Below are 25011 nucleotides of genomic sequence, written 5' to 3'. Positions count from 1 at the left end.
GGATCACATCCGCTCTGCAAAGCCGCCGTAGCGGCCCTTGTGGAACAGCATCGGATCGTCTTCGCGCACCGTTTCCATGCGCAGCACTTCGCCCAGCACGAACCAGTGGTCGCCCGCCTCGGTCACCGAATAGAGGCGGCATTCGATGGCGGCGATCGAGTTGGCGATGATCGGCAGGTTATGCGCGGACACGGTGTATTCCACGCCCACGAACTTCTCCGCGCCCTTGGCGGTGACGGCGCGGCACACATCTGCCTGGTCGCTGGCCAGCACGTTGACGCAGAAGTGGCCCGCCTTCTCGATCAATGGCCACGAGGTGGAACGCCGGTCGGGAAAGAAGCCCACCAGCGGCGGATCGAGCGAGACGGAGGTGAACGATCCCACCACCATGCCTGCCGGGCGATCCTCGTCCAGCGCGGTGATTACGCAGACCCCGGTGGGGTAGCTGCCCAGCACCTTGCGGAATTCGGCCGGATCGATGGTCGTGATGGTCACTGTGCGGTCTGTCCCTGAATTTTGCCAATCATGGCGTGAGAACTCCCTCCATGTGCCTGACGGTTTCGTCAAGCCACTGCCGGAAGGCGACTACCCGGGGCAGCTTGCGGATGTCTTGGTGCGTGACGAACCAGAAGCTGCGCAGGATGCGCTTTTCGGGGAGGACAGGCACCAGCCGCGCGTCGCCATCGGCCATGAAGCAAGGCAGCACGCCAAGGCCGGCGCCGCTGGCGATCAGGCTCTGCTGGGCGGTGATGCTGGGGGAGCGGATCGTGGCGCGAAGTCCGCCGTGGATCTCGTCCAGATAGCGCAGTTCGGGCGCGTAGATCAGGTCCGGGATGTAGCCGACGAGGCCGTGGCCTTCCAGCAGGTCCGCCGGGCGCTGCGGGGTGCCGTGCCGCTCCAGATAATCGCGGCTGCCATAGAGGGCCAGCGTGTAGTCCGCCAGCTTGTGCGCCACCAACGGCCCGGTGCGCGGGCGCGAGAGCATGACGGCCACATCCGCCTCGCGTCGGCCGGGGCTGAGGAAGCCGCTCGATGCCACAAGATCGATGGCAAGGCGCGGGTGGGCGGACTGGAAGGCGGGCAAGTGGCGGGCGAGGAACCAGCAGCCGAACCCTTCCGAGGTGCTGATGCGCAAGGTGCCGGAAAGCCCGTCGCCGTGCGCGGCCTGTTCGCTGATCTGACCGACGGCCTTGGCCATCGCCTCCACCGACGCGAGGAGGGCCTCGCCAGCCTCGGTCAGATCCTGCCCGCTGCGGGTCTGTTCGAACAGGCGGGTGCCCAGCGCGGCCTCCAGCCGGCGCAGGCGGCGGCCCATCGTGGTGGGGTCCACGCCCAGCGCGCGCGCCGCGGCGGCGAGTTGCCCCGCCCGGGCGATGGCTAGGAAGGCCTGATAGTCGCTCCAGTCGATCGAGGGCATCAGTAAGGCATCGTCACTGCGGGAAATCACCCTTCGGGCTGCAAATGTGCAGTTATCGATGGCGTATTTTCAGCTTGCCTGCAAATCGGACCGGGACCACCTACCCCTTCTAAGGGCGCGAACGTGCCCAGGACAGAATTTCGAAAGGATGAGGAATGCGCCTGATTGACCATTTCGTAGTCGGCGGACCCGGCAGTCCGTCCGCGCGTCTCGGCGACGTCTTCAACCCCAGCACCGGTGCGGTGCAGGCGCAAGTGCCGCTGGGCGATGCCGCGCTGCTCGACCGTGCGGTCGCCACTGCACAGGCCGTGCAGCCCAAGTGGGCGGCCATGAACCCGCAGCGCCGCGCCCGCGTGCTGTTCAAGTTCAAGGAACTGATCGAGCAGAACATGCAGAGCCTCGCCGAACTGCTGGCGAGCGAGCATGGCAAGGTGGTGGACGACGCCAAGGGCGACATCCAGCGCGGGCTTGAGGTCGTGGAATTCTGCTGCGGCATCCCGCACATGCTGAAGGGCGAATATACGCAGGGCGCTGGCCCGGGCATCGACGTCTATTCGCTGCGCGCGCCGCTGGGCGTGGGCGCGGGCATCACCCCGTTCAACTTCCCGGCGATGATCCCGATGTGGATGTTCGCCCCGGCGGTCGCGGTGGGCAATACCTTCATCCTCAAGCCGTCGGAACGCGATCCCTCGGTGCCGAACCGTCTGGCCGAACTGTTCATCGAAGCCGGCGCGCCCGAGGGCGTTCTGCAGGTAGTGCACGGTGACAAGGTGATGGTGGACGCGATCCTCGATCATCCGGGCATCGCCGCCGTCAGCTTCGTCGGATCATCCGACATCGCGCACTACGTCTATTCGCGCGGCGTTGCCGCCGGCAAGCGCGTGCAGGCGATGGGCGGTGCGAAGAACCATGCCATCGTCATGCCCGATGCGGACATGGACCAGGCCGTCAACGACATCATGGGCGCCGCCTATGGCTCGGCGGGCGAACGCTGCATGGCGCTGCCGGTTGCCGTTCCCGTGGGTGACGAGACCGCCGATATCCTGCGCGAAAAGCTGATCGCCGCGATCGACAAGCTGAAGGTGGGCGTCTCCAACGATCCGGAGGCGCAGTACGGCCCGGTGGTCACCGCCGTGCACAAGCAGAAGATCGAGAACTGGATCCAGACCGGCGTCGACGAGGGCGCGGAACTGGTGGTCGACGGTCGCGGCTTCTCGCTTCAGGGGTACGAGGAAGGCTTCTTCGTCGGCCCGTCGCTGTTCGATCATGTGACGCCGGAGATGAGTGCCTACAAGGAAGAGATCTTCGGCCCCGTGCTGCAGATCGTGCGCGCCAAGACGTTCGAGGAGGCGGTGGAGCTTCCCACCAAGCACCAGTACGGCAACGGCGTCGCCATCTTCACCCGCAACGGCCATGCCGCGCGCGAGTTCGTGAACCGCGTGCAGGTCGGCATGGTCGGGGTGAACGTGCCGATCCCGGTGCCGGTCGCCTATCACAGCTTCGGCGGCTGGAAGCGTTCGGCCTTCGGCGATCACAACCAGTACGGCATGGAAGGCGTCCGCTTCTGGACCAAGGTGAAGACCGTGACTCAGCGCTGGCCGGACGGCGGCGCGGGCGACAGCGCCTTCATCATTCCGACCATGGGGTGATATAGCGGGGCAGGAACAGCGGGGCAGGAGCAGCGGGGCAGCCAGGGGCGTTCCTCGTTGAATGCCCGAAGTGCAAGAGGACGTTTCATGATGAATATCAGGACCGTAGCTGCCCCGCTTTCCCTTACCGTTGCGCTCGCTCTCGGCTTGGCGGCCTGCCAAAAGCAGCCGCAGCCGGAGGCAACCGCCACGAGCGAAACGCCGGTGACGCAGGCTACTTCGGAGGTCGTTCCGGCCCCGCTGCCCACCGAAATCCCCCAGGCTCTGCGCGGCCGGTGGGGCGTGGTCGATGCGGATTGCACCAGTACGGCCGGCGATGCCAAGGGCCTGCTGACGATCGATGCCAAGCGGCTGACTTTCTACGAAGCGGTCGCCGGGCTCGGCACCATCAAGTCGGCCTCCGATCATGCGATCACGGCCGATTTCGCCTTTTCGGGCGAAGGGCAGACCTGGAACCTTGACGTTGCGCTCTCCACCCCCGACGGCGGCAAGACGCTTGTCCGCAAGGACACCGGGCCGGACGCCGCGCCCGGAACGCTCACCTATAAGAAGTGCCCCTAGAGGCGCCACCAGACAGCAGCAGGACACTATGACCGAACAGTTTGGCCTCACCGAAGACCAGCTCGCGATCCAGGAAACGGCGCGCAAGTTCACTGCCGACCGTATCACGCCCTTCGCGGCCGAGTGGGATGAGAAGCACCACTATCCGGTCGACGTGTGGAAGGCTGCGGGCGAACTGGGCTTCGGCGCGATCTACGTTTCGGAAGAGAACGGCGGCATCGGTCTCGGCCGTCTGGACGCGGCGCTGATCATGGAGGCCATGTCCTACGGCTGCGCGGCGACCAGCGCCTATATCTCGATCCACAACATGGTCGCCTGGATGATCGACAAGTTCGGCGATCAGCAGTTGAAGGATCGCTACCTGCCCGATCTGGTGACGATGGAGAAGATCGGCTCCTACTGCCTGACCGAGCCCGGCTCGGGTTCCGACGCGGCGGCGCTGAAGACCACCGCGCGGCTGGATGGCGACGCTTACGTCCTCAACGGCACCAAGCAGTTCATCTCCGGCGGCGGCGTCAACGACGTCTATGTGGTGATGGCGCGCACGGGCGAGCACAAGTCGCGCGGCGTTTCCTGCTTCGTGGTGGACAAGGATACGCCCGGCGTTTCGTTCGGCGCGCCCGAAAAGAAGCTGGGCTGGAATGCCTCGCCCACCGCGCAGGTTATCTTCGAGGATGCCCGCATTCCGGTCGAGAACCGCGTCGGCGCAGAGGGTGACGGTTTCAAGTTCGCCATGGCCGGCCTCGACGGTGGGCGCCTGAACATCGGCGCCTGCTCGCTGGGCGGTGCGCAGCGCTGCCTCGATGAAGCGATCGCCTATGTGAAGGACCGCAAGCAGTTCGATCAGCCGATCGCCGAATTCCAGAACACCCAGTTCCGCTTGGCCGACATGGCGGCCGAACTGGAAGCCGCCCGCGCGCTGCTCTACCTCGCCGCCGCGAAGGTGACCGCAGGCGCGCCGGACAAGACGCGCTTTGCCGCTATGGCGAAGATGATGGCCAGCGACACCGGCTCCTCCGTCGTCGACAGGGCGCTCCAGATGTTCGGCGGATACGGCTATCTGAGGGATTATCCGATCGAGCGGTTCTGGCGCGACCTGCGCGTCCATCGTATCCTTGAAGGCACCAACGAGGTCATGCGCATGATCATTGGGCGCGACCTCCTCAAGTAAGCCTGAACGGGGACGACCATGACCACCGATTTGCTGACTGAAGAACTGCTTACGTCCCGCGAAGGCATTGCCGGTGTGATCGCGCTGAACCGCCCGAAGGCGATTCACGCACTCACTTTGGGCATGTGCGAGTCGATGCGCGATTCGCTGGCCGAATGGGCTGACGATCCCAGCGTGAAGGCCGTGTGGATCGAACACAGCGAGGGGCGCGGTTTCTGCTCCGGCGGGGACATCAACCTGCTGCGTCGTTCGGCGCTGGAAGATGACGGTCATTCGGGCCGCCGCTTCTTCTTTGCCGAGTATCAGCTGAACCATCAGCTGTTCGAATATCCCAAGCCCGTGGTCGCCTTCATGGACGGCATCACCATGGGCGGCGGCGTCGGCATCTCGCAGCCCGCGCATTATCGCGTGGCGACCGAGAACACCCGCTTCGCCATGCCGGAAACCGGCATCGGCCTGTTCCCGGACGTCGGCGGCGGCTGGTATCTTTCGCGCCTGGAAGGGCGGCTGGGCCAGTTCCTGGCGCTGACTGGCGCGCGGCTGGACGGGGCGGAATGCCTCTGGGCGGGCCTTGCCACCCATTACCTTCAGAGCGAGGATCTGCCCGAAGCCAAGCGCCGCATCGCCGCCGGGCATGATATCGGCGCCGTGCTCACTGCGCTGTCGGTCACTCCGCCGGAACCGAAGATCGCCGCGCACGATGCGCAGATCCGCAAGCACTTCGCGTTCGATACGCTGGAGCAGGTGCTGGCCTCGCTCGAAGGCGACGAGAGCGAGTGGGCCGTGCGTGAACTTGCCACCTTGCGCACCAAGAGCCCGCAGGCCTGCAAGGTCTCGCTGCGGCAGCTTGCTACCTCACTGACGCTGAGCACTTTCGCGCAGAACATGGCGATGGAGTACCGCATCGGCTGCCGCGTGCTGATCCTGCCCGACTTTGCCGAGGGCGTGCGCGCGGTAATCGTCGACAAGGACCATGCGCCGAAGTGGAAGCCGGCCGAGCCGGAAGGCGTGACCGAGGACATGCTCGATGCGATTTTCGCGCCGCTGGCGCCGGAAGAAGAGTGGAGGCCTTTTTGACTTTTGCGACGCCGATCGATCTCTACCACGTCGTCAAGAAATCCTGGGGTCCCGATTCCATCCCCGATCCGTTCGATCCGTCGAATCCCTGCCGTAACCAGTGCGCGGTAACCGCGCTGGCGGTGCAGCACTATTTCGGCGGGGACATCTTCAAGACGGCCACCAAGGGCGGCACCCACTTCTACAACCAGGTGGACGGCCGCTTCTGGGACCTTGCCACCGATCAGTTCGACGAACCGATCCCTTACGACAACACGCTGACTTCCAAGGAAGAGGCGCACGAACACGCCAGCGCCGCGCATCTTGCCGCGCTGATCGCCAACATCGAAGCGAACACCTGAAGGATATCCGATGAGCTACGAGACGATTCTGGTCGAGAAGAAGGGCAACGTCACTCTCATCACGCTGAACCGGCCGCAGGCGTTGAACGCGCTGAATTCCCAGGTGCTGGCCGATCTGATCGAGGCTTTCGCTGCGTTCGAGGCGGACAAGTCGCAGGGCTGCGCGGTGATCACCGGATCGGGCGAGAAGGCATTCGCCGCCGGCGCCGACATCAAGGAAATGGTCGAGAAGGCCAGCGCCGAATTTTATGCGCAGGACTTCTTCGCCGGCTGGACGGCGCAGATCGTCAAGACCACGCGCAAGCCCTGGATCGCGGCCGTCAACGGCTTCGCGCTGGGCGGCGGCTGCGAACTGGCGATGATGGCGGACTTCATCATCGCCTCTGAAAATGCGAAGTTCGGCCAGCCGGAAATCAAGCTGGGCGTCGCGCCGGGCATGGGCGGATCGCAGCGCCTTGCGCGTGCGGTCGGCAAGTCGAAGGCGATGGACATGTGCCTGACCGGCCGCATGATGGACGCTGCCGAGGCGGAGCGTTCGGGCCTCGTCAGCCGCGTGGTGCCGCTCGATCAACTGCTGGATGAGGCGCTGAAGGCCGCTGCGGCCATTGCCGGCATGCCGCCGTTGGCCGCGATGATGAACAAGGAAATGGTCAACCTGGCGTTCGAGACGACGCTGGACACCGGCCTCGTCATGGAGCGCCGCATGTTCCAGGTGCTGACCGCCACCGAAGACAAGGCCGAAGGCATGGCCGCCTTCGTCGAGAAGCGCCCGGGCGTCTGGAAGGGCCGGTAATATCCAATTGGAGTCATCCCAGCGAAAGCTGGGATCGTTGCGGGCCGGGCACGCTCAGGAGCTGCCCGGCTACTCAACTGGCCTCGCGTAAACCGATAGCGGTCCCAGCTTTCGCTGGGATGACGGGCTTGTGCCCGTGAGATTGGGAGAGAATGTCATGAAAATCGCCTTCATCGGTCTCGGCAACATGGGCGGCGGCATGGCTGCCAATCTGGTCAAGGCCGGCCATTCCGTGAACGCTTTCGATCTTTCCGGCGACGCGCTTGCCCGCGCGGCCGAGCAGGGCTGCGCGGTGTTCGAAACCGTCCCTGATGCGGTCGAGGGTGTTGATGCCGTCGTCACCATGCTGCCGAATGGCGGGATCGTCCGCGCCGTCTATACGCAGGAAGTTTTCGGCAAGGCGCCCAAGGGCGCGTTGTTCCTCGATTGCTCGACCATCGATCTCGCCACTGCGCGCGAGGTGGTCGAACTGGCGCATGGCGAAGGGTACGAGATGGTAGACGCGCCCGTCTCCGGCGGGATCGCGGCGGCCAATGGCGGCACACTGACGTTCATGGTCGGCGGCAGCGATGCGGTGTTCGATCGCGCCAAGGTGGTGCTGGAGCCCATGGCCAAGGCGGTGATCCATGCCGGCGATACCGGGGCAGGGCAGGTCGCCAAGATGTGCAACAACATGCTGTTGGCGATCCACATGATCGGCACTTGCGAGGCGCTGGCGCTGGCCGAGAAGGCGGGCCTCGATCCGCAGACGTTCTATGAGATCAGCTCGAAGGCCACCGGCTATTGCTGGTCGCTCAACGACTATACGCCGATGCCCGGCGTTGGTGCGACCAGCCCGGCGGACAACGGCTATGCCGGGGGGTTCGCCTCGGCGCTGATGCTGAAGGACTTGCGCCTCGCGATGGCGGGGGCGGAGACTTCGGGGGCGACGGTGCCGATGGGCGAGCATGCGACGAAGATCTACGAAGCCTTCGTCGAGGCCGGTAATGGCGGCAAGGATTTCGGGGCGATCTTCACGACGCTTTGAGGGCGGCGGAGGCCGCAGTACGCAGGTTCCAGGCTGGATAGCCTCTCATTCCCATATCTTCACCTCAGCAAACAACCTCGTCATCCCCGCGTAAGCGGGGATCCCGCTTCCTTCTTTAACGCCTGTGCTGAGACGCGCCGTTGCCAAGAAAAGCGGGGCCCCCGCCTTCGCGGGGGCGACGGGTGAGTTAGTTCGGTGAATGAGTTGGTTGGAGACGGTGTAGCTGCAGCAGCGGCAAACCCGCCCCCGCTTATGCCGCCAAAACCTCGGAACGGCCGTCCAGTACCACACGGTTCCGGCCGTCGCGCTTGGCGCGGTAGAGCGCGGCGTCGGCGGCCTTGATCAGCGTGGAGCCGTCGCGCTCCATGTTCTCTTCCCAGGTGGCGATGCCGAACGACATCGTCGTCAGGCCCAGCATTCGGCCTCCCTGGTGGACGGTCAGTTCGCTGATTGCCTGGCGGACCATCTCCACCCGCTCTGCGAGCACGATCGCGGATGAGCCCGGCGCGATGATCGTGAATTCCTCTCCGCCGAAGCGGCAGACGACGTCGCCGTCGCGGAACCGCGCGCGCATTTCCGCGGCCACGGCGTGAAGCACCGCATCGCCGGCTTCATGGCCGAACTCGTCGTTGAAGCGCTTGAAGTGGTCGACGTCGCACATGACGAGGCTGAGCGGGCTGCCGGTGCGCGTGGCGCGGGCGATTTCCAGCGCCAGCGTCTCTTCCATGTAGCGGCGGTTGAACAGGCCGGTCAGCGGATCGCGGATCGTCTGTTCGCGCAGGCCGCGCTGGAGGCGGTGGTTGACGAGGGCGGAGGCGATGTTCTCGGTCAGCACGGTCAGGCGGAAGCGGTTTTCCGCGCCGACCACGCCCTTCAGATAAAGCACGCCGATCACCTCGCCGCCAGCCAGCAGCGGTTCGCAGTGGTAGTGGTCGGTATGGCCGCCGACATGGGCGCAGACGATGTCCGAACCCGGCTCGATCACGTAGTGGCTCTGGCCGCGACGCAGCGCCCAGCACTGATCGGGCGCGAAACCGGCGGTTTCCACTTCAAGGCCGGCCCAGGAGGCGATCGGCACCAGCAGGTTGCGCGAATTGTTGTGGGCGTAGAGCGCGCCGGGGATCTCGGGCAGTACGCGCGGCACGAAGACGCGGATGATCGCGGCCAGTTCATCGTCGGTGCGGGCGGCCTGCATGCGATGGGCCATGCCGCCCAGCAGTTCGATCACCTCGCCCCGCTCGCGCAGCACTTCGGCATTGCGGCTGAGTTCGTGGTTGGCGTTGTGGAGCTGTTCCGCGCTGGTCACCTGATCGGCGACGGCCGCCTGCAATTCGTCCGCCATGGCGTTGTAACCCTTGGCGAGGCGCTGGAACTCGTTCGAATCCATCCGCCCCGTCACGCGTGCGCTGCGGTCACCAGCGCCCAACTGGCCCATCACTGCCATCATCTGGTCGACCGGGCGGCGGATGCGGTGGATCAGGGCCGTGGCCATGAAAGTGATCGTGATGACCGAGATCGGCGTGCCGAAGATCACCAGCCAGCGGATGCTGTCCAGTCGCGCCTGCACGGTGTCCATGCGTTCCGCCGCCAGCGTGCGCTCTGCCGCCAGCAAGTCATTCATCCGCGCGTTGACCAGCAGCATCAGATAGCGGCCCTTGCCCGAGGCGACGCGATCGCGGGCGCCCGCGAAATCGCCCGAGCGGGCAAGGCTGCCGGTTTCTTCCAGCGCCTGCGTGCGCTGCGCGATCAGCGACTGGACTTGCCGTGCGCGGACGTTCTGGAGCGGGTTGTCCGAGGTCAGCGCCACAAGGCCGCCGGCATCGCGGCGGGCCGCTGCCACTTCGTCAGCCACGCTGTTGGCGAATTCGGGATTTTGCGTGAGCATGAAGCCGCGCTGGCCGGATTCGGCGGCCTGCAAATGACGCAGCGCGCGGCTGCCGGTTTCCAGCACTTCGGACGAATGCGCCACCCAGCGAAGGCTCGTGCGCATCTGCGCCGATGCGTCGAGCAGCAGGCCGGCCAGAACGGCCAGCACGACGCTGAGGATGGCGCAAAGCACGACAATGCGCCGGGATAACGATCCGACCAAGGGAAACTCCATAGGGGGCTGAGGGGAAGCCCTCGGTCAATCGTAGGAGTCTTGCAACCTCAATCGGTTGCAATCGCGAAGATTTTACAGGTCGAGGCCGGAATTTCGATGAAGCGAGCTTACGTCGCCATCAGGACTGGTGGCGATCGGCGGGCTGTTCCCCTTCGCGCCTCTCACGCTCGAATCGCGGCAGGCGCATGCCCTTGGTGCGGCTTGTCAGGTGATAATGACGGCATAGCGGGCAGCGGTAGGGGCGCAGCGTCACCTCTGCCCGCGCCGCCACGGCCAGAGCTTCCTCCTCGGTTTCGAAGCGCTTCTTGCGCTGGCATATGCCGAGCGTGGTCTTCATCGCGGTCAATGTCGGAAGGAGAGGGCGATCAACGCCAGTCCGATGAACACCGAAAGGATGCCAACCACGCGCGTGCGCCGGTCCGTCCTGCATGGTGGGTAGGCAATCAGGGAGCGGCGTTCTTCGAAATAGGATTCCGGCGCGCCGCCTTCCAGTTCTTCAAGACGTTGACGCCATCGCGCATTGGCGATGCTCCGGTTGCGGGCTGGCCGGAGCGCCATCGGAACGCCACGGGCAAGGGTCGGGATGCCCAAAAAGAGGGGGAGGGCATCCATCGCTTTCAGCCCAGTATCCGTGCGCCCAGCAGCATCAGCAGCTTTACATCCATCGCATAGCCGGCGCCGCGCCATTCGGCGATCTGGTGCTGGATCCCGGCCAGCGGCACGCGGTGGACGACGATGTCCTCGCTATCGACGCCGCCGCCTTCGCCCACTTTCACCAAGTCATGCGCCTGGAACAGGGTGAAGCTTTCGCTGACCATGCCGGGGGAGGAGTAGAACTCGCCCAGGTTTTCCATGCGGCCGGCGTGGTAGCCGGTCTCTTCCTCCAGTTCGCGGGCGGCGGCGATGGAAGCGTCTTCGTCCGCATGATCGTCATGATCGCCCACCAGGCCGGCGGGCAGTTCGATGCAGCGCTTACCCAGCGGCACGCGGAACTGGTCGACCAGGATCACGTGATCTTCGGCATCCACGGCCAGAATCACCGCGGCGCGAATGCCGCGCGCGCGGCTGACGTATTCCCAGCGGCCGCGCTTGCGGGTGGTGATGAATTTGCCCTGCCACATCACCTCGTCGGGCGCGTCCGCGTCGGGCGGGAGGGGAAGGTCGGTCAATTCGGTCATACTTCGATCAGCCTGTCGGGTAGTTCGTTGATGTCGTCATCGGCGCGGGGGAAGTGTTCGGAAAGGATCGCGCCCACTTTGCCCACGGCCACCACCATGCCGTCCGCCACGCGGTCCTGCCCCACATGGGCGAGCATGGCGGACATGACATGGCCCCAGACGTCGGGATCGACCTTTGCGGCGATGGCCTTGTCGGCCACGATCTCCGCCCGGTGTTCGCGCATCGAAAGGTAGATGAGCACCCCGGTGCGGCCCACTGTGCGCTGTTCCGCGCCGATGCGAAATGCGCGGATGGCGTTGGCGTGGACGCGCATGGTCTTGACCGGGCCGGGCACCAGCCAGAACTTCAGCGGTTGCCACATTTGCAGCGCCAGCATCGCCGCGAACTTGATCGCGACCACGCCGCCGACCAAGCCGACGATCATGCGCGGGGTCCATTCGTGGCCCCACTCGGCCAGCATCCGGTCGTACAGGCCCATGTAGAACCCCGGCGCAATCGTGAGCGCGGCAAGGGCGAGGAAGGCCACGACGACACTCCACGCCAGAGCCACGTCGGTATAGCCGTCCGAACGGTCCGCCAGCACGGTCACGATCTCGCCCGAGCTGTGCATTTCCGCCTCGCCCACGGCCGCGCTGATGCGGGCATGATCGTCGGGCGAAAGGTAGATGGGGGAAGGCATCGTCCGTCTCTCCTCTACCAACTGCCGCTCGCGCCGCCACCGCCGAAGCTGCCGCCGCCGCCCGAGAAACCGCCGCCTCCGCCGAAGCCGCCACCGCCGCCCCAGCCGCCGCCACCACCCCAGTGGTCATCGTCATCGTCGCGGCCGAAGGGGCCGGGCATCCAGATGATCGGACCGCCCAGGCCGCTGCGCCGCCGTCCGCCGCCGCGCGCCTCGTTGATCATCGGCAGCACCACGAACAGGACGATGAAGCCGATGAAGACGATGGTGCCGATCGGGAAGCCGCCCTCCTGCGGTTTGCGCGCGGCATCGGCGTCCGCCGCCACCTTGCGCGCCTGATCGGGCGGCAGGGTCAGCTGCTTGATCAGCGCATCGGCGCCGGCATTGATGCCGCCGGGATAGTCGTTGGCCTTGAAGCGCGGGAGAATATCGTTGTTGATGATCAGGAACGAAAGGCCGTCGGTGATGATCGGTTCCAGGCCGTAGCCGACTTCGATCCGCACTTTGCGCTCGTTCGGGGCTACGATCAGCAGGGCGCCGGTGTTCTTGTCCTTCTCGCCGATGCCCCAGGCGCGGCCGAGCTGGTAGCCGTAGTCCGAAATCTCGTACCCCTGCAGGCTGGGCAGGGTGACGACCACCAGCTGGCGGCCGGAGTTCTTCTCCAGCGCGTCCAGCTTCTGGGTCAGCTGCGCTTCCTGATCGTCCGGGATGATGTTGGCATCGTCGACGACGCGGCCGGTCAGCTTGGGGAACGTCGGTTCGGCGGCTGCTTGCTGGGCAAGCAGCGCGCCGAAGGCCAACAGGATGGCCGCAACAACGGCCCGGAGGCTGTTCACCGGATCACATCTTGCCTTCGAGGCTGGGCGCCACTTCCGCACCCGGCGTCGTCGCCTGATAGGGCACCATCGGCGATGCGCCGCGCAGCTTGGCGCCGATCATTGTCGGGAACGTGCGGACTTCGGTGTTGAAGTCCTGAACGGCGGCGTTGTAATCGCGCACGGAGATGCGGATGCGGTTTTCCTGGCCCTCAAGCTGGCTCTGCAGCATCTGGTAGTTCACGATCGACTTGAGATCGGGATATCGCTCCACGCTGACCAGCAGGCGCGAGAGGCTGTCGCCGAACTGAGACTGGGCGGCCTGGAACTGCTGCATCTTCGCCGGATCGGTAAGGTCGCCGGCGTTTACCTGCACGCTGGTGGCCTTGGCGCGCGCCTCTACCACGCCGGTCAGGATTTCCTTCTCCTGCGTGGCTGCGCCCTTGGCCACGGCGGCAAGGTTCGGCACCAGATTTGCGCGTTCCTGGAAAGCGGCCTGCACGTCGGCCCACTTGGCCTTGGCGGCTTCCTGCTTGGTCGGCACCGAGTTGAAGCCGCAGCCGGCCAGCGATGCGGCCGCGCCGATGACAAGGGCATTGCGGCCGAAACGCGATGCGGTGGAAAGGCGCATGGGGGGATCCTCCTGATGGGCGTGTGTTCCCGAGGGGGCCGGACCGGCCCCATCACGTCCTTGTGCATAGATAGCAGGGGTGGGTGGCGGTTCAAGGACCGTCCCGGATGCAACCGTTGACCGCAACCGATTGTTACATAAGGGCCAATGTGCCACCCTCGCAGGGCACAGCCCGGCCTGCCGGCCGGGGAAACCCAGGGGACCCGTGAAATATGCTTCAGGAATTCAAGACTTTTATCGCGCGCGGCAACGTTCTGGACCTTGCCGTAGGTGTGATCATCGGCGCCGCGTTCGGCAAGATCGTGGCCTCTCTCACCGATGACGTGATCATGCCGTTCATCGGCCTGATCACCGGTGGCATCGATTTCAGCAACAAGTTCGTCGTGCTCGGCACGATTCCGGACACCTACAAGGGGCCGACGACCTATGCCGCGCTGAAGACGGCCGGCGTGGCGATGTTCGGCTATGGCGCTTTCATTACGGCGGTGATCAACTTCCTGATCCTGGCCTTCGTCATCTTCCTGATCGTGCGCCAGGCCAATCGCCTGATGCCGGCCAAGGAAGCCGCGCCTGCCGGTCCGAGCGAAGTGGAACTGCTGGCCGAAATCCGCGATGCGCTGAAGAAGTAAGAGGCCTTTTGGGGATTCGCCGCAGGTGACGGCCCGGAAATGCCCTTTCAGGCATTTTCCAAACAGGCTTTACCGCGTTTCACACCCGAAATGCCGAGGGGGGAGGGCGTTTGCTCTCCCCCTTTTCTTTTGCGGCGGACACCCTATATGCGTCTCTGCCGGCTTGCCGGATATGATGATAAACTGCGCCGTACAATAGGCACAGCGGACCCGGGGGCGGTACCCGGCGGCTCCACCATCACCCGTCCAGCCCAGTGCTGGGCAACCCTGTTGTCGCAGGGGTGATGACGGGGCCGAACTAGGATCGACGTGTGTTGAAAAGCGGTGTTTTCATTCGGGCTGAGTAACCCGTTCAAGGCTCAAAACTCACAAGTGCCAACGACAACGAAGCACTCGCTCTCGCCGCGTAATTCTAGGGCCTAACGGCCTGACGTTACAAAGCTAAAGCGCGGTTGGACCCACCGGGCAACAGAAGGGATTCCAGGGGTCCGGGGTGTACCTTGCAACAGAAACACCCCACCTCCCTTATTATCGATTTCAGACCTCGTCGCGGATTTCAGGCGGACACCGGCACCAGCGCGCTGGTAGCTGGCGTTGCCGTGCCCAGCCGGATGCGGCGCGACAGCCAGTGCGAGGGGCGCTCGACCATCCACCACAGCAGCGCGGCGCCGACGATGGAGGCAGCCAGGATCAGCGCCAGGCAGATGAGATCGGCTGCGGGCCCGCTGCCGAACAGGCGGTGGCCGATGAAGCCGGCCGCGCCGGTCAGCGGGTTGTGGATCAGGTAGAGGCTATAGGAAATCGTGCCCAGGAACTGAAGCCAGCGCCAGTTGAGGCCGGTCTGCGCCCAACCGCTGCGAACGGCCAGGAACAGGAATATCGCGGTAAGCGCGGCGGTGCGATCGAAGCCGGGCGTGCCCAGCAGGATTATGGCCAGCGCAAGAAAGCCCAGCTTCGCCACTTCCGAATCGAGTGCCCGGCGCGCCAGGACGCCCAGGTAGAAAACATGCCAGAACTGCACGAAGACGCCTGACCAATCCTTGCCGAACAGGCAGAAGGCGGCAGCGATGGCCAGCGCAAAGGCCGCCAGGTTGATCGCGGCAGCCATCGGCCACCCCGCCTGCGTCCATCGCGCGCGGACCAGCAGCATCAGCGCGAAGAAGAGGTAGAACTGGAACTCGCAGGCCAGCGTCCAGTAGACCGGGTTGATCTCCGCGACGCCCAGCAGGTCCTGCAAGTAGAGCAGGTGCGCGGCGATCTGCCCGCTGGTCGGCACCAGATGGGGTTCGTGCCGGATCATCGCCGCGAACCCGGCGAAGCCGATGGTGATGAGCATCGATGTCCAGTAGGCGGGATCCAGGCGCAGCGATCGCCGCAACAGGAACCGTCCAAGATCGCCGCTTGTCGCGATCGGCGAATCGCCCCCTCCACGGCCCGACAGGCTATGGGCGATCACGAAGCCGCTGAGTGCGAAGAAGATCGCCACGCCCAGGTGGCCGTCCCTGAAGAGGAACGGCGCGTAGGGCACCAGGCTGTCTATATGACGGCCCTCGGCCGCATGGAAAAGCAGGACCCAAAGGCAGGCGATTCCGCGAAGCGCGTGGACGACCGTGAAGTTGGTACGACTCTGCGGCATGGTGGGCGACATGGTGGCAGAGTGTCAGCAAGCGCACTGCAGCAGCAACAATCAGGACTACGGACTGCAAAGGGGGGGCGGAAGAATCGGGAGGCCGGAAGAGCCGGAATCAGGCCGCTTCGCGTTCCCGCCGCGATGACGATTGCCGGGCCTGTCGTGGGGCAGCCTCTTGCGCGGCGGCGGCCAGTCTTTGCGCCTTCTCGTACTTCAGCGCATCCAGGATCTTGCCGCCGGCCATGAACACCGCGCCTGTGCAGGCCAGGAACAGCAGCTTGCCGCCGAAACCGGGAAAGCGCGTGAGGTAGACGCTGCCACGCTCCACCGCGCCCAGCGCGAGCGCATAAATGATCATGTAAGCTTCCCAGTTCGTCTTGATGACGAAAAGACGGGCGATCTTGCGAAACATGACGTTCCTTCTCAGCCTCGCCCCCACCTAGCTCCAAATTCTATAGAGCAACGTCCATGCCAGTCACGGGTTCCAGGCGGACTCGATGGTTGACGAGTCCTTGCAATGTAAGCGTTTCCGACGGTGTTGTAAGAGGGGCCGACGGGGTACTCCCTTTGCGGCACACTGCGGTAAACGGGGCGAAGGCGCTGTTGCCATTTGCGGATCGATCGGGCATACGGGCGGCCATTCCTCCCCGGGACAGTCTTGGCTACTATCACGGAACGCGCCGCGCCCGCGTGGCTCCGCGCGTATGGACTGCGAGGAATGATGACGGACAATCTGGAGCGTTCGGGCCACATCGAACGAGCTGGCCTGCGGGTCGACGGCGCACTGGCGCGCTTTGTCGAGGAGCAGGTCCTGCCCCCCGTGGGGCTGGATGCGGCGGCTTTCTGGAGCGGCTTTGCAAAGCTGCTGGGCGAATTCGCCCAGCGCAACCGCGCCCTGCTGGCGAAGCGTGACGATCTTCAGGCAAGGATCGACGCCTGGCATGAGGCGCGCACCGGCAAGCCCATCGAGCAGGGCGAATATCAGGCTTTCCTGCGAGAGATCGGCTATCTGGTCCCCGAACCTGACGCATTCACCATCGGCACCAGGGGCGTCGATCCCGAAATCGCAACGATGGCAGGCCCGCAGCTGGTCGTCCCCGTGCTCAACGCGCGCTTCCTGCTCAATGCCGCCAATGCGCGCTGGGGCAGCCTCTATGACGCATTCTACGGCACCGACGCGCTGGACGCTGCGCCCGCGCAGGGCAAGGGCTATGACCCGGTGCGCGGCGCGGCGGTGATCGCGGCGGGCCGGGCGTTTCTGGACAAGGCGCTGCCGCTGGCGTGCGGTTCGTGGGCCGATGCCGAGACCGTGGATGCGCTGCTGGCCGATCCGGGGCAGTACATCGGTGAGACCGCGAGGGGGCGCCTCTACCGCTCCAACGGTCTTGGCATCGAGATCGTTATCGATCCGTCGAGCCCGGTCGGCGCAACCGACCAGGCGGGCATTGCTGATATCGTTCTGGAATCCGCGCTGACCACGATCGTCGATCTGGAGGATTCGGTCGCGGCGGTCGATGCCGAGGACAAGCTGGCGGCTTATGCAAACTGGCTGGGCCTGATCCGCGGCGATCTGACCGAGACGTTCGAGAAGGGCGGCCGCACGCTGACGCGCGAACTGGCGGACAACAAGGCCGTTACCGTCCCCGGTGGTGAGCAGATCGCGCTCTCGGGCCGATCACTGCTGTTCATCCGCAATGTCGGCCATCTGATGACCAATCCGGCGATCCTGCTGCCCGACGGCAGCGAGATTCCCGAAGGCGTGATGGATGCTGTGATCACCAGCGCGATCGGCAAGCAGGATGTCATGGGGATCACCCGCTTCGGCAACAGCCGCGAACGCTCGATCTATATCGTCAAGCCGAAGATGCACGGCCCGGAAGAGTGCGCCTTCACCAACGACCTGTTCGATACGGTGGAGGATCTGCTTGGCCTCGATCGCCACACCATCAAGGTGGGCGTCATGGATGAGGAGCGGCGCACGTCGGCGAACCTTGCCGCCTGCATCCACGCGGTGAAGGATCGCATCGTCTTCATCAACACCGGCTTCCTCGATCGCACGGGGGACGAGATCCACACCTCGATGCGGGCGGGGCCGATGATCCGCAAGAACGCGATCAAGGGCTCCACCTGGATCGCCGCTTACGAGAAGCGCAATGTCGCCATCGGTCTTGCGCATGGGCTTTCGGGCGTGGCGCAGATCGGCAAGGGCATGTGGGCCGCGCCGGACATGATGCGGGACATGCTGGAGCAGAAGATCGGCCATCCCAGGACCGGCGCCAACACCGCCTGGGTGCCGTCACCCACGGCGGCGACGCTTCACGCGATGCACTACCACGAGGTGGACGTGTTCGGCCTGCGGGGCGAGATTGCGGGCGGGGACATCCCCGGCCTCGACCTGCTGCTGCAGGTTCCGCTGGCCGATGGCGTCAACTGGTCCGAGGATGAAATCCGCGAGGAGCTTGAAAACAACGCACAGGGCCTGCTGGGCTATGTCGTGCGGTGGATCGACCAGGGCGTCGGCTGTTCCAAGGTGCCGGACATCAACGATGTCGGGCTGATGGAAGACCGCGCAACCTTGCGCATTTCCAGCCAGCACATGGCCAACTGGCTCCTGCACGGCGTCTGCAGTGAGGCGCAAGTGATGGATGCGCTGCACCGCATGGCGGCCAAGGTCGATGCCCAGAATGCCGGCGATCCGCTTTACGAGCCGATGACGGGCAACTGGGAAACGTCCTTCGCATTCCGCGCGGCCTGCGATCTGGTGTTCCGGGGTGTGGAGCAACCCAACGGTTATACCGAACCGCTGCTCCACGCCTGGCGTCTGCGCAAGAAGGCGGGCGCTTCGGCGATGGTGGAGGCCTGACTTTTTTCAATCTTGCTTAAAAGTTAACTTCCTTTTGAAACTTCCGCTATAGGGTCCCCGGAAAGAGAGTTCCGGGGGCCAAATTCCATGAAGGAGCAGCGGATTCTCGCCGAGGATCGGACGCGTGCGCCCGTCAGGGTGCGTGTGCGCGGTTCTGCGAGCGACGGCGATGCGCGGGTGGTGGGCGCCAGCACGCGGGCACTCCGCGTGACGATGGACCGACCGCCGGCTCGCGGCGAGATCGTCGAGGTTATGGTGGGTCGGCAGGCGCTGGTCGGCCGCGTGCGCTGGCGGATTGGCCGGCGTTGCGGCATTTCACTGGGTGAGGCGATCAACGTGGCGGCGCTGCTGCTGGGCGATGCGGTTCCGCTGCGCCTGAGCCCTGCGGCGGCAGCAGCTTTCGAGCCGCGTCGCGGGTTGGCAAAGGCCCTCGCTTCGGATGGACCGCTTTCCGCGCGTATGCTTCAGGCGGCCGTCATGCTGGTGATCCTGGCCGGTGGCGTGGCCTGGGCGCTGTATCTTGCGGATATCGCGATCTAGGGCGTTTTCTAATCAGGTGGACTCACCTGATGACTCGGAAATGCGGAAAACCAAAAACTTAGAGCAGTTGATCCGATGCAATCGGATCGGAAACTGCTCTAAGTAAGGCTAAGCCGAAGCCTCAGGATAGGGCGCGGCCAACTTCCACGAATTCGGAGACGGACAGCGTTTCGGCGCGGCGCTGGGTGTCGATCCCCAACCGCTCCAACGCGTCCAGCGCGCCGGGAACGCCCTTCAGGCTCTGACGCAGCATCTTGCGGCGCTGGCCGAAAGCGGCCTCTGTCACCCGCTCCAGCACGCGCATCGATACGCCTGCGGGGGCCTCGCCCGGCACCACGTGAATGATCGCGGACATGACCTTGGGCGGCGGTGTAAAGGCGCTGCGATGGACCTTCAGCGCCAGCTTCGCTTTCGAACGCCACTGGGCCAGTACGGCAAGACGGCCATAGGCGGACGTGTTCGCCTCCGCCACGATGCGGCGGGCCACTTCCTCCTGGAACATCAGCGTCAGCGATTGCCACTGCGGCGGCCAGGATTCGCCCGAAAGCCAGCCGGTAAACAGCGCGGTGCCGACGTTGTAGGGCAAGTTGGAGGCAATATGGTAAGGCCCGTCGAACAGCGTCGCCGGGTCGATCTTCATCGCATCCCCCTCGATCACTTTCAGCTTGCCGGGAAAGGCGGCTTCCAGTTCGGCGAGCGCGGGCAGGCAGCGCCGGTCCATCTCGATAGCGGTGACATTGGCACCGGCACGCAGCAGCGCGCGGGTCAGGCCGCCGGGGCCGGGGCCGACTTCCAGCACGTTGGCGCCGTCAAGCTTGCCGGGGATGGCGGCGATCCGGTCCAGCAACTGTTCGTCGAACAGGAAGTTCTGGCCCAGCGCCTTGCTGGCCGAGAGCCCGTGCCTGGCGATGACTTCGCGCAGGGGGGGAAGGGACGGGAGAGGGGTATTCATGCGGTAATTCCTGCGGCGCGTCGGGCCGCGCATTCGCCTGCCATGCGCAGGGCTGCGATCATGGCGCCGGCGCTGCCCACGCCCTTGCCGGCGATGCCGAAAGCGGTGCCGTGATCGGGCGAGGTGCGGACGATCGGCAGGCCCAGCGTGACGTTGACGCCGGCATCGAAGTCCAGCGTCTTGATCGGGATCAGCGCCTGATCGTGGTACATGCAGAGCGCCACGTCGAACCTGTCGCGCTCATGCGCGGCGAACAGCGCGTCAGCGGGATGGGGGCCGGTGACGGCAAGGCCCTCGGCCGTGAGTGCGGTAATGGCGGGGATGATGGTGTCGATTTCCTCGCGCCCCATGCGGCCGTCCTCGCCGGCGTGGGGGTTGAGGCCGGTGATGGCGATGCGCGCGGGGGAGAGGCCGAAGTCCCGCGCCAGCGCGCGGGCAACGATCCGCGCCTTGCGCTCGATCAGGTCGCGGGTGAGCAGCGCGGGCACTTGCGTCAGCGCGACGTGGACGGTCAGCGGCACGGTGCGCAAGTTCGGGCCGGCCAGCATCATCACCGCATCGTCATGCGCGACACCGCAGGCATCGGCGCAGAATTCGGTCTGGCCGGGCTGGGTGAAGCCGACTTCGGCCAGCTTCGACTTGGCGATGGGGCCGGTGACGATCGCGCCTGCCGCGCCGGAAACCGCAAGTGCGGCGGCCTGCGTCAGCGAATGGAGCGCCAGTTCGGCGCCCTCACGCGAAGGCTGGCCGAACTGGACCGGCGCATCCGCGTCGCCCAGCACCGGCAGGCCGCTGGCGAAGGCTTCCACGGCTTCCGCCGGATCGGCGATGCGGATCACCGGCAGATCGATGCCGCGCGTGTGGGCGGCTGCGGCAAGGACATTGCCGCCGCCCACCACGAAGAACGGTGCGAGCGCAACCTCGCCGCGGCGGGTCCAGCTTTCCGCGATCAGTTCCGGGGCGATCCCGGCCGGATCCCCCAACGAAACGGCGAGCGGCGCCGCAGGCATGGCTTCGGAGCCGCTCATCGCAGGATCAGTTGTATTCGATGATCGCGTCACGCCGCAGGTCGCGCAGGTACATCTGCGCGCGCTTGTTGACGCGGTCGTCCTCGATCTGGGCCTGAAGCTGTTCGAAGCTGGGGCCCGAATCGACCTGCGGATCGTCGCGGCCGCAAAGCATCAGGATGCGCACGCCCTCGGTCAGCGAACCGAACGGAGGCAGCGTCTCGCCGGGCGAGAGGTTGAGGATAGAGGTCTGGATCGGGCCGGGCAGATCGCGCGCCTTCACCTGATCGTTGGTGACGACCTGGGCGCCGATGCCGGTGGCAACCTTGTCCACGTCGCCGCAGCCCTTGGCGGTGGCGATGCTCTTGGCGAAGGCTTCGGCCTTGCTGTTGGCTTCGGCTTCGCTGATGCCCTTGGGGAAGTTCATCGAGATCTGCTTGAGCGACAGCACGGCGTCGCGCGGGTCGGCGGTCAGCACCTGGCGCTTGTCGATCAGGTAGATGATGTCGAAACCGCCGGGCACTTCGACCGGGCCGACCAGCTGGCCGGGCTGCATGTCGCGCGCGGCGGTGGCCAGTTCTGCCGGCAGCTGGCCCAGACGGATCCAGCCGAGGTCGCCGCCGACCGCGGCGGTGGACGCCTGCGAATACTGGCGGGCATAAGCGACGAAGCTGCCGCCCTGCTTCAGCTGCTGCACGATCTGCATCGCGTTCTGGTAGACCTGCTGCGACGATTCGGGCGTGGAGGACAGGTAGATCTCGCCAAGGCGGTACTCGTCCGTGCCCTTGGCGGCCTTCATGCGCTCCATCATTTCCTTCACTTCGTCATCGGAGACGTTGATGAAGGGCTGGACGTTGCGCTGGAGCAGGCGCTGCCACGAAAGCTCGCCGCGGATCTGGCGCTTCAGCGATTCGGGGGAGGAGCCCACCCGCTTCAGGTAGGCGTCCATCGCCTTGGTATCCTGGCCGAAGTTCTGCGAGGCGACGCGTGTATAGGTCTGTTCCACGTCGGCATCTTCTGCCGAGACGTCGGCAGCCTTGGCGGCCTGGATCTGGAGCGTTTCGTCGATCAGGTTGCGCAGCACCTGCAGGCGCAGGCGCTTCTTTTCTTCTTCGTCGATCTTGCCCTGGTTGGCGGCCAGGATCAGCGCCAGGCGCTGGTCGACGTCGGTGCCGGTGATGATGTCGCCGTTAACCACGGCCGTTGCGCGGCGCAGGTTCGGGTTGTCGTTGCCGAAGATCTTGACGTCGTCGGGAATGACGATGTCGCCCTGTTCGGAAGTGGCGGTCTCGGCCGGGCCGTTGGCCTGTGCGAAAGCGGCGGTGGACGCCGCAAGCGGGGAGAGGGCGGACGCGATTGCGCCACCGGCGATCGCGCAATTGCGTGCCGCGCGCTTGAACCTGCTACCTTGGATTGCTGTCACCGTGATCTCTATCCCGTCTGCGACCGTCATTTCCGGTCCCCGGACGCGGGGGTCGAAACACCCCGCGCACGTTTTCCGGCCTATGTCGGCCTGCGGCTTAACCGAAACTGAGTGCGTCCGATAGCGGCTTTGGCATGGCCTGCCAACGCCCCGGACGCTGCTTGGTCAACCTGTTGATGCGCGTTTCTGTATGAAGGATGTCCGCCTTAGTGGACCCCGATGTTCTTGAGGGCGAAGTGAAGCTGGAAGGAATCGCCCTTGCGCGCGTCGCCGTTGGACACATAGTCGCGCCGCCAGGTGACCGCGATCTCCAGGCAATCGTCCTCGTAGGCGACGCCAAGACGCGTGCGCAGCGGCTGGAAACCGTCCGACCCATACGTCGGATCCTCGTTCTTGTCGGTCAGGTTGACCACTGCCGAACCGAACATCGACCAGTAGTTGGCGAAGGCGACGCGGCCGGCTGCACGCACTTCCTCGCGATCCTGAAGATCCTCGATCGTGTTGGAGATATTGCGGTCCAGCTTGGCGTAGCCCAGTTCGAAATAAGTCTGGTTGCTGCCCAGCGAGAGGTCGAATTCGTTGCGGCGGAACGCCAGCGTGTCCTTGTCCAGCCGGAAGCGGTGGATCACGCTGACGAAGTTGCGATAGCGCACTTCGGTACGGCCGACGAAGTCCGACACCTTGTCGGCAAGGCCGGTGCCGTCCGGCAGGATCTGCTCTTCGTTGCTGAGCCGGACCGACTGGCCCACGGTGCTCTTGATCCGCCAGCGCGGACGTTCGAACGTCCAGTCGAACCCGTAGGTGAAGCGCACGCCGTCCTCGAACCGGTCGTAGCCGGGGAAGCGGTTGAGCGAGAAGAGGTTGGTGTCCTCCAGTTCGACCGCGCGCGAATCCTCGTTCGGGATCTCCAGATTCTTCAGGTGCGGCGTGGCGACGAGTTGGACGCGCGGTGTGAAGACCTGCGTGCCGCCGAAGACCTGTCCGACCAGCGGCCACTTCACGTCCACTGCGGCCAGCGCGATGGCGCGGCCCTGCCAGCCCGATTCGCCCCGATAGAGCGCGGTGGTGGTCGTGTCGTTTTCGTCCGAGTGATAGACGTCCCCGCGCACCAGGCCGGTCAGCACCACTTCCTGGCCCATGCTGGTGAGCTTGCGCAGCGACCACTGGGCGCTGGCGAAGGCACGCTGGGTATCCTGCCCTTCCTTGCGGGTGATCCCCATGGTGTTGGCCTGGATCTCGAACTTGCCGCCCAGCCATGGGTCATCGATGCGGCGGCGATAGTCGATCACCGGGATGGCGATCGGCATCAGCCCCTGGTCCTGCCCGGAACGCATGGTCTGTGTGGTGTAGCCGGCGAACGAGAAGTAGCTGTCCTGGTCGATCCGCTCGATCTCCACGCTGGAGCGCAGGCGGTCGTCGCGGCTGATGTCGTAGCGGCGCAGGAACGTGCGGTCGGTCGCGCGGCGGATCGATGCGGTGATGCTCCAGGCCGGGTCGAGCTGGAACTTGCCGTTGGCGAAGATGTAGCCGCGGAACGCGCGTTCGCGGTTGGGATCGGGGTTGGTATCGTCTAGCGAGATGCGGTTGGACGAAGTGGCGTAGCCGGTGATCTGGTATGCGCCGATGTCGGTAAGGGCCCGATACTCGAACGAGGCCATCGGCGCCGATTTGGTGAAGACGTGCAGCGTACCGGTGAGATCGCGGTTGTTGGCGATCTTCCAATAGTACGATTCGGCGACTTCGATGCCGTTCGACGGGCTGGACTTGATATCGGGCACCAGGAAGCCGGAAACCGCGCCGCCATTGGTGCTGACCGTCAGGCCCAGCAGCGGAATCTGCACTTTGCCGAAGAGTTCGAGGCGCGCGTCGGAAAAGCGGACGAGGTTCTTTTCCTCGCTCCAGATCACGGACTTGGCCAGGACGCTCCACGTCGGGCTCTTGGGACAGCCGGCATCGTCGGCCACGCCGCAGCCGGTATAGGCGGCGTGCTGCAGCACGACATCGCCATTGGCCAGCCGTTCACCCTTGTTCGCCGCCAGCCGCGCACCTTCGCGCAGCACCAGCAGCAGGTTGTCCATCGCGCCGGTCTTCAGCTCGTCCGTCAGTTCGACCTGTTCGGTGAACAGCTGGTTGCCGTTCTGGTCCACCAGGCGGACATTGCCGGAGCCGACGATCTTGCCGGTATTGCGATTCCAGGTGACGGTGTCCGCGCGGACCGACTGCTTGTCCTTGCGCAGCACGACATTGCCCTTGGCGGTAACCGTTTCGCCGTTCTGGTCGTACTCCACCGTGTCGGCCTCGAAGGCGACCGGCACTTCTTCCGCAGTTTCTGCGGGCGGTGCAGGAGGAGCGCCTTGGATCGGGGTGGTATCCACCGGCCGCGTAAGGTCCTGCGCATAAGCCGCGCAAGGCACTGAAAGAGAGGCAATTCCGGCAGCCAGCAAAGGCAACGGAAGGGATAGCAAGCGCAATTTGCGGGCATGCAGCAGGGTCTGAGCGGCCGGGAGCATGACTTGCCTATCGCAC

Annotated in this window: 25 protein-coding genes and 1 other RNA gene; 11 read left to right on the top strand and 15 right to left on the bottom strand. The window is 65.1% G+C overall.

The genetic code is table 11. The features are described from left to right. Positions 1 to 3: 3 nt before the first annotated feature. Together WBP07_RS08420 and WBP07_RS08415 are read right to left on the bottom strand one after the other, a co-directional pair. Positions 4 to 495 (bottom strand): flavin reductase family protein, encoded by a 492-nt coding sequence (locus WBP07_RS08420; protein ID WP_395395474.1) that lies wholly within the window; start codon positions 493 to 495, stop codon positions 4 to 6. Positions 496 to 523: 28 nt separating this feature from the next. Continuing rightward, the gene (locus tag WBP07_RS08415; RefSeq protein WP_395395472.1) at positions 524 to 1417 is read right to left on the bottom strand and encodes a LysR family transcriptional regulator; all 894 of its coding nucleotides are present in this window, start codon (positions 1415 to 1417) and stop codon (positions 524 to 526) included. Between the two features lie 155 nt (positions 1418 to 1572). Here WBP07_RS08415 and WBP07_RS08410 point away from each other — a divergent pair, with 155 nt between their 5' ends. The 7 genes from WBP07_RS08410 to mmsB all read left to right on the top strand — a co-directional run bounded on the left by WBP07_RS08410 (position 1573) and on the right by mmsB (position 8036). Beyond that, a complete protein-coding gene (locus WBP07_RS08410) occupies positions 1573 to 3066 on the top strand; it encodes a CoA-acylating methylmalonate-semialdehyde dehydrogenase (protein ID WP_395395470.1) in 1494 nt (497 codons plus the stop codon). 87 nt (positions 3067 to 3153) lie between these two features. Continuing rightward, complete coding sequence (locus tag WBP07_RS08405; RefSeq protein WP_395395469.1) at positions 3154 to 3627, top strand: hypothetical protein; 474 nt, start codon at positions 3154 to 3156, stop codon at positions 3625 to 3627. 28 nt (positions 3628 to 3655) lie between these two features. After that, a complete protein-coding gene (locus WBP07_RS08400; protein WP_395395468.1) occupies positions 3656 to 4798 on the top strand; it encodes an acyl-CoA dehydrogenase family protein in 1143 nt (380 codons plus the stop codon). Positions 4799 to 4816: 18 nt separating this feature from the next. Next, the gene (locus WBP07_RS08395; protein ID WP_395395467.1) at positions 4817 to 5875 is read left to right on the top strand and encodes an enoyl-CoA hydratase/isomerase family protein; all 1059 of its coding nucleotides are present in this window, start codon (positions 4817 to 4819) and stop codon (positions 5873 to 5875) included. Next, complete coding sequence (locus WBP07_RS08390) at positions 5872 to 6216, top strand: hypothetical protein (RefSeq protein ID WP_395395466.1); 345 nt, start codon at positions 5872 to 5874, stop codon at positions 6214 to 6216. The genes WBP07_RS08395 and WBP07_RS08390 overlap by 4 nt, the downstream gene beginning before the upstream one ends. 10 nt (positions 6217 to 6226) lie before the next feature. Continuing rightward, positions 6227 to 7009 carry an enoyl-CoA hydratase-related protein gene (locus tag WBP07_RS08385; RefSeq protein WP_395395464.1) on the top strand — a complete coding sequence of 261 codons (783 nt, stop codon included), beginning with the start codon at positions 6227 to 6229 and terminating at the stop codon, positions 7007 to 7009. Positions 7010 to 7166: 157 nt separating this feature from the next. After that, entirely contained in the window at positions 7167 to 8036 is an 870-nt protein-coding gene (gene mmsB / locus WBP07_RS08380) for a 3-hydroxyisobutyrate dehydrogenase (RefSeq protein WP_395395462.1), read from the top strand. Between the two features lie 250 nt (positions 8037 to 8286). Here the strand turns inward: mmsB and WBP07_RS08375 are convergent, their stop codons facing one another. From WBP07_RS08375 to WBP07_RS08345, 7 genes are all read right to left on the bottom strand, one after another. Further along, positions 8287 to 10125, bottom strand: coding sequence for a diguanylate cyclase (locus WBP07_RS08375; RefSeq protein WP_395395461.1), 1839 nt, complete (start codon positions 10123 to 10125; stop codon positions 8287 to 8289). A 130-nt stretch (positions 10126 to 10255) separates the two neighbouring features. Then, positions 10256 to 10474: a hypothetical protein gene (locus WBP07_RS08370; RefSeq protein ID WP_395395459.1), complete on the bottom strand. Its 219-nt coding sequence runs from the start codon at positions 10472 to 10474 to the stop codon at positions 10256 to 10258. Positions 10475 to 10479: 5 nt separating this feature from the next. Then, entirely contained in the window at positions 10480 to 10749 is a 270-nt protein-coding gene (locus WBP07_RS08365; protein WP_395395458.1) for a hypothetical protein, read from the bottom strand. Positions 10750 to 10754: 5 nt separating this feature from the next. After that, the gene (locus tag WBP07_RS08360; protein WP_395395457.1) at positions 10755 to 11315 is read right to left on the bottom strand and encodes an NUDIX hydrolase; all 561 of its coding nucleotides are present in this window, start codon (positions 11313 to 11315) and stop codon (positions 10755 to 10757) included. After that, complete coding sequence (locus WBP07_RS08355; protein WP_395395455.1) at positions 11312 to 11995, bottom strand: TPM domain-containing protein; 684 nt, start codon at positions 11993 to 11995, stop codon at positions 11312 to 11314. Before WBP07_RS08355 ends, WBP07_RS08360 begins: the two co-directional genes overlap by 4 nt. Positions 11996 to 12009: 14 nt before the next feature. Further along, on the bottom strand, positions 12010 to 12831 hold the full coding sequence (locus tag WBP07_RS08350) for a TPM domain-containing protein (RefSeq protein ID WP_395395454.1): 822 nt from the start codon (positions 12829 to 12831) through the stop codon (positions 12010 to 12012). Positions 12832 to 12835: 4 nt separating this feature from the next. Continuing rightward, positions 12836 to 13441, bottom strand: a complete 606-nt coding sequence (locus tag WBP07_RS08345; RefSeq protein ID WP_395395453.1) for a LemA family protein — start codon at positions 13439 to 13441, stop codon at positions 12836 to 12838. Between the two features lie 212 nt (positions 13442 to 13653). Between WBP07_RS08345 and mscL the strand changes: the two genes are divergently transcribed. Next, positions 13654 to 14070 carry a large conductance mechanosensitive channel protein MscL gene (mscL, locus tag WBP07_RS08340; protein WP_395395452.1) on the top strand — a complete coding sequence of 139 codons (417 nt, stop codon included), beginning with the start codon at positions 13654 to 13656 and terminating at the stop codon, positions 14068 to 14070. Between the two features lie 118 nt (positions 14071 to 14188). Next, positions 14189 to 14591: a transfer-messenger RNA gene (gene ssrA / locus WBP07_RS08335) on the top strand. Between the two features lie 35 nt (positions 14592 to 14626). On the opposite strand, the gene WBP07_RS08330 is transcribed toward ssrA, so the two are convergent. Together WBP07_RS08330 and WBP07_RS08325 are read right to left on the bottom strand one after the other, a co-directional pair. Continuing rightward, the gene (locus WBP07_RS08330) at positions 14627 to 15706 is read right to left on the bottom strand and encodes an acyltransferase family protein (protein ID WP_395395451.1); all 1080 of its coding nucleotides are present in this window, start codon (positions 15704 to 15706) and stop codon (positions 14627 to 14629) included. A gap of 109 nt (positions 15707 to 15815) precedes the next feature. Beyond that, entirely contained in the window at positions 15816 to 16112 is a 297-nt protein-coding gene (locus tag WBP07_RS08325) for a hypothetical protein (protein WP_395395450.1), read from the bottom strand. Between the two features lie 306 nt (positions 16113 to 16418). Between WBP07_RS08325 and WBP07_RS08320 the strand changes: the two genes are divergently transcribed. Both WBP07_RS08320 and WBP07_RS08315 read left to right on the top strand, forming a co-directional pair. Then, a complete protein-coding gene (locus WBP07_RS08320; protein WP_395395449.1) occupies positions 16419 to 18563 on the top strand; it encodes a malate synthase G in 2145 nt (714 codons plus the stop codon). An 87-nt stretch (positions 18564 to 18650) separates the two neighbouring features. Then, on the top strand, positions 18651 to 19103 hold the full coding sequence (locus tag WBP07_RS08315; protein WP_395395447.1) for a hypothetical protein: 453 nt from the start codon (positions 18651 to 18653) through the stop codon (positions 19101 to 19103). Positions 19104 to 19224: 121 nt separating this feature from the next. On the opposite strand, the gene rsmA is transcribed toward WBP07_RS08315, so the two are convergent. The 4 genes from rsmA to WBP07_RS08295 all read right to left on the bottom strand — a co-directional run bounded on the left by rsmA (position 19225) and on the right by WBP07_RS08295 (position 24995). Beyond that, positions 19225 to 20055: a 16S rRNA (adenine(1518)-N(6)/adenine(1519)-N(6))-dimethyltransferase RsmA gene (gene rsmA / locus WBP07_RS08310; RefSeq protein WP_395395446.1), complete on the bottom strand. Its 831-nt coding sequence runs from the start codon at positions 20053 to 20055 to the stop codon at positions 19225 to 19227. Further along, a complete protein-coding gene (gene pdxA / locus WBP07_RS08305; RefSeq protein WP_395395444.1) occupies positions 20052 to 21083 on the bottom strand; it encodes a 4-hydroxythreonine-4-phosphate dehydrogenase PdxA in 1032 nt (343 codons plus the stop codon). The genes rsmA and pdxA overlap by 4 nt, the downstream gene beginning before the upstream one ends. A gap of 7 nt (positions 21084 to 21090) precedes the next feature. After that, positions 21091 to 22515 carry a peptidylprolyl isomerase gene (locus tag WBP07_RS08300; RefSeq protein WP_395395443.1) on the bottom strand — a complete coding sequence of 475 codons (1425 nt, stop codon included), beginning with the start codon at positions 22513 to 22515 and terminating at the stop codon, positions 21091 to 21093. 176 nt (positions 22516 to 22691) lie between these two features. Continuing rightward, a complete protein-coding gene (locus tag WBP07_RS08295; RefSeq protein ID WP_395395442.1) occupies positions 22692 to 24995 on the bottom strand; it encodes an LPS-assembly protein LptD in 2304 nt (767 codons plus the stop codon). Positions 24996 to 25011: the final 16 nt, after the last annotated feature.

Source organism: Novosphingobium oxfordense, from assembly GCF_044029435.1.
Lineage (GTDB): Bacteria > Pseudomonadota > Alphaproteobacteria > Sphingomonadales > Sphingomonadaceae > Novosphingobium.
Note: the sequence above shows the minus strand (reverse complement) of the source record. Positions and strands in the feature narration are given on the sequence as shown.

Coding starts and splice junctions, on each gene's coding strand:
- WBP07_RS08415 (WP_395395472.1), bottom strand. CDS start 1,417: ATGCCCTCGATCGACTGGAGCGACTATCAGGCCTTCCTAGCCATCGCC.
- WBP07_RS08410 (WP_395395470.1), top strand. CDS start 1,573: ATGCGCCTGATTGACCATTTCGTAGTCGGCGGACCCGGCAGTCCGTCC.
- WBP07_RS08405 (WP_395395469.1), top strand. CDS start 3,154: ATGATGAATATCAGGACCGTAGCTGCCCCGCTTTCCCTTACCGTTGCG.
- WBP07_RS08400 (WP_395395468.1), top strand. CDS start 3,656: ATGACCGAACAGTTTGGCCTCACCGAAGACCAGCTCGCGATCCAGGAA.
- WBP07_RS08395 (WP_395395467.1), top strand. CDS start 4,817: ATGACCACCGATTTGCTGACTGAAGAACTGCTTACGTCCCGCGAAGGC.
- WBP07_RS08385 (WP_395395464.1), top strand. CDS start 6,227: ATGAGCTACGAGACGATTCTGGTCGAGAAGAAGGGCAACGTCACTCTC.
- mmsB (WP_395395462.1), top strand. CDS start 7,167: ATGAAAATCGCCTTCATCGGTCTCGGCAACATGGGCGGCGGCATGGCT.
- WBP07_RS08370 (WP_395395459.1), bottom strand. CDS start 10,474: ATGAAGACCACGCTCGGCATATGCCAGCGCAAGAAGCGCTTCGAAACC.
- WBP07_RS08365 (WP_395395458.1), bottom strand. CDS start 10,749: ATGGATGCCCTCCCCCTCTTTTTGGGCATCCCGACCCTTGCCCGTGGC.
- WBP07_RS08360 (WP_395395457.1), bottom strand. CDS start 11,315: ATGACCGAATTGACCGACCTTCCCCTCCCGCCCGACGCGGACGCGCCC.
- WBP07_RS08355 (WP_395395455.1), bottom strand. CDS start 11,995: ATGCCTTCCCCCATCTACCTTTCGCCCGACGATCATGCCCGCATCAGC.
- WBP07_RS08345 (WP_395395453.1), bottom strand. CDS start 13,441: ATGCGCCTTTCCACCGCATCGCGTTTCGGCCGCAATGCCCTTGTCATC.
- mscL (WP_395395452.1), top strand. CDS start 13,654: ATGCTTCAGGAATTCAAGACTTTTATCGCGCGCGGCAACGTTCTGGAC.
- WBP07_RS08330 (WP_395395451.1), bottom strand. CDS start 15,706: ATGCCGCAGAGTCGTACCAACTTCACGGTCGTCCACGCGCTTCGCGGA.
- WBP07_RS08325 (WP_395395450.1), bottom strand. CDS start 16,112: ATGTTTCGCAAGATCGCCCGTCTTTTCGTCATCAAGACGAACTGGGAA.
- WBP07_RS08320 (WP_395395449.1), top strand. CDS start 16,419: ATGATGACGGACAATCTGGAGCGTTCGGGCCACATCGAACGAGCTGGC.
- WBP07_RS08315 (WP_395395447.1), top strand. CDS start 18,651: ATGAAGGAGCAGCGGATTCTCGCCGAGGATCGGACGCGTGCGCCCGTC.
- rsmA (WP_395395446.1), bottom strand. CDS start 20,055: ATGAATACCCCTCTCCCGTCCCTTCCCCCCCTGCGCGAAGTCATCGCC.
- pdxA (WP_395395444.1), bottom strand. CDS start 21,083: ATGAGCGGCTCCGAAGCCATGCCTGCGGCGCCGCTCGCCGTTTCGTTG.
- WBP07_RS08300 (WP_395395443.1), bottom strand. CDS start 22,515: ATGACGGTCGCAGACGGGATAGAGATCACGGTGACAGCAATCCAAGGT.
- WBP07_RS08295 (WP_395395442.1), bottom strand. CDS start 24,995: ATGCTCCCGGCCGCTCAGACCCTGCTGCATGCCCGCAAATTGCGCTTG.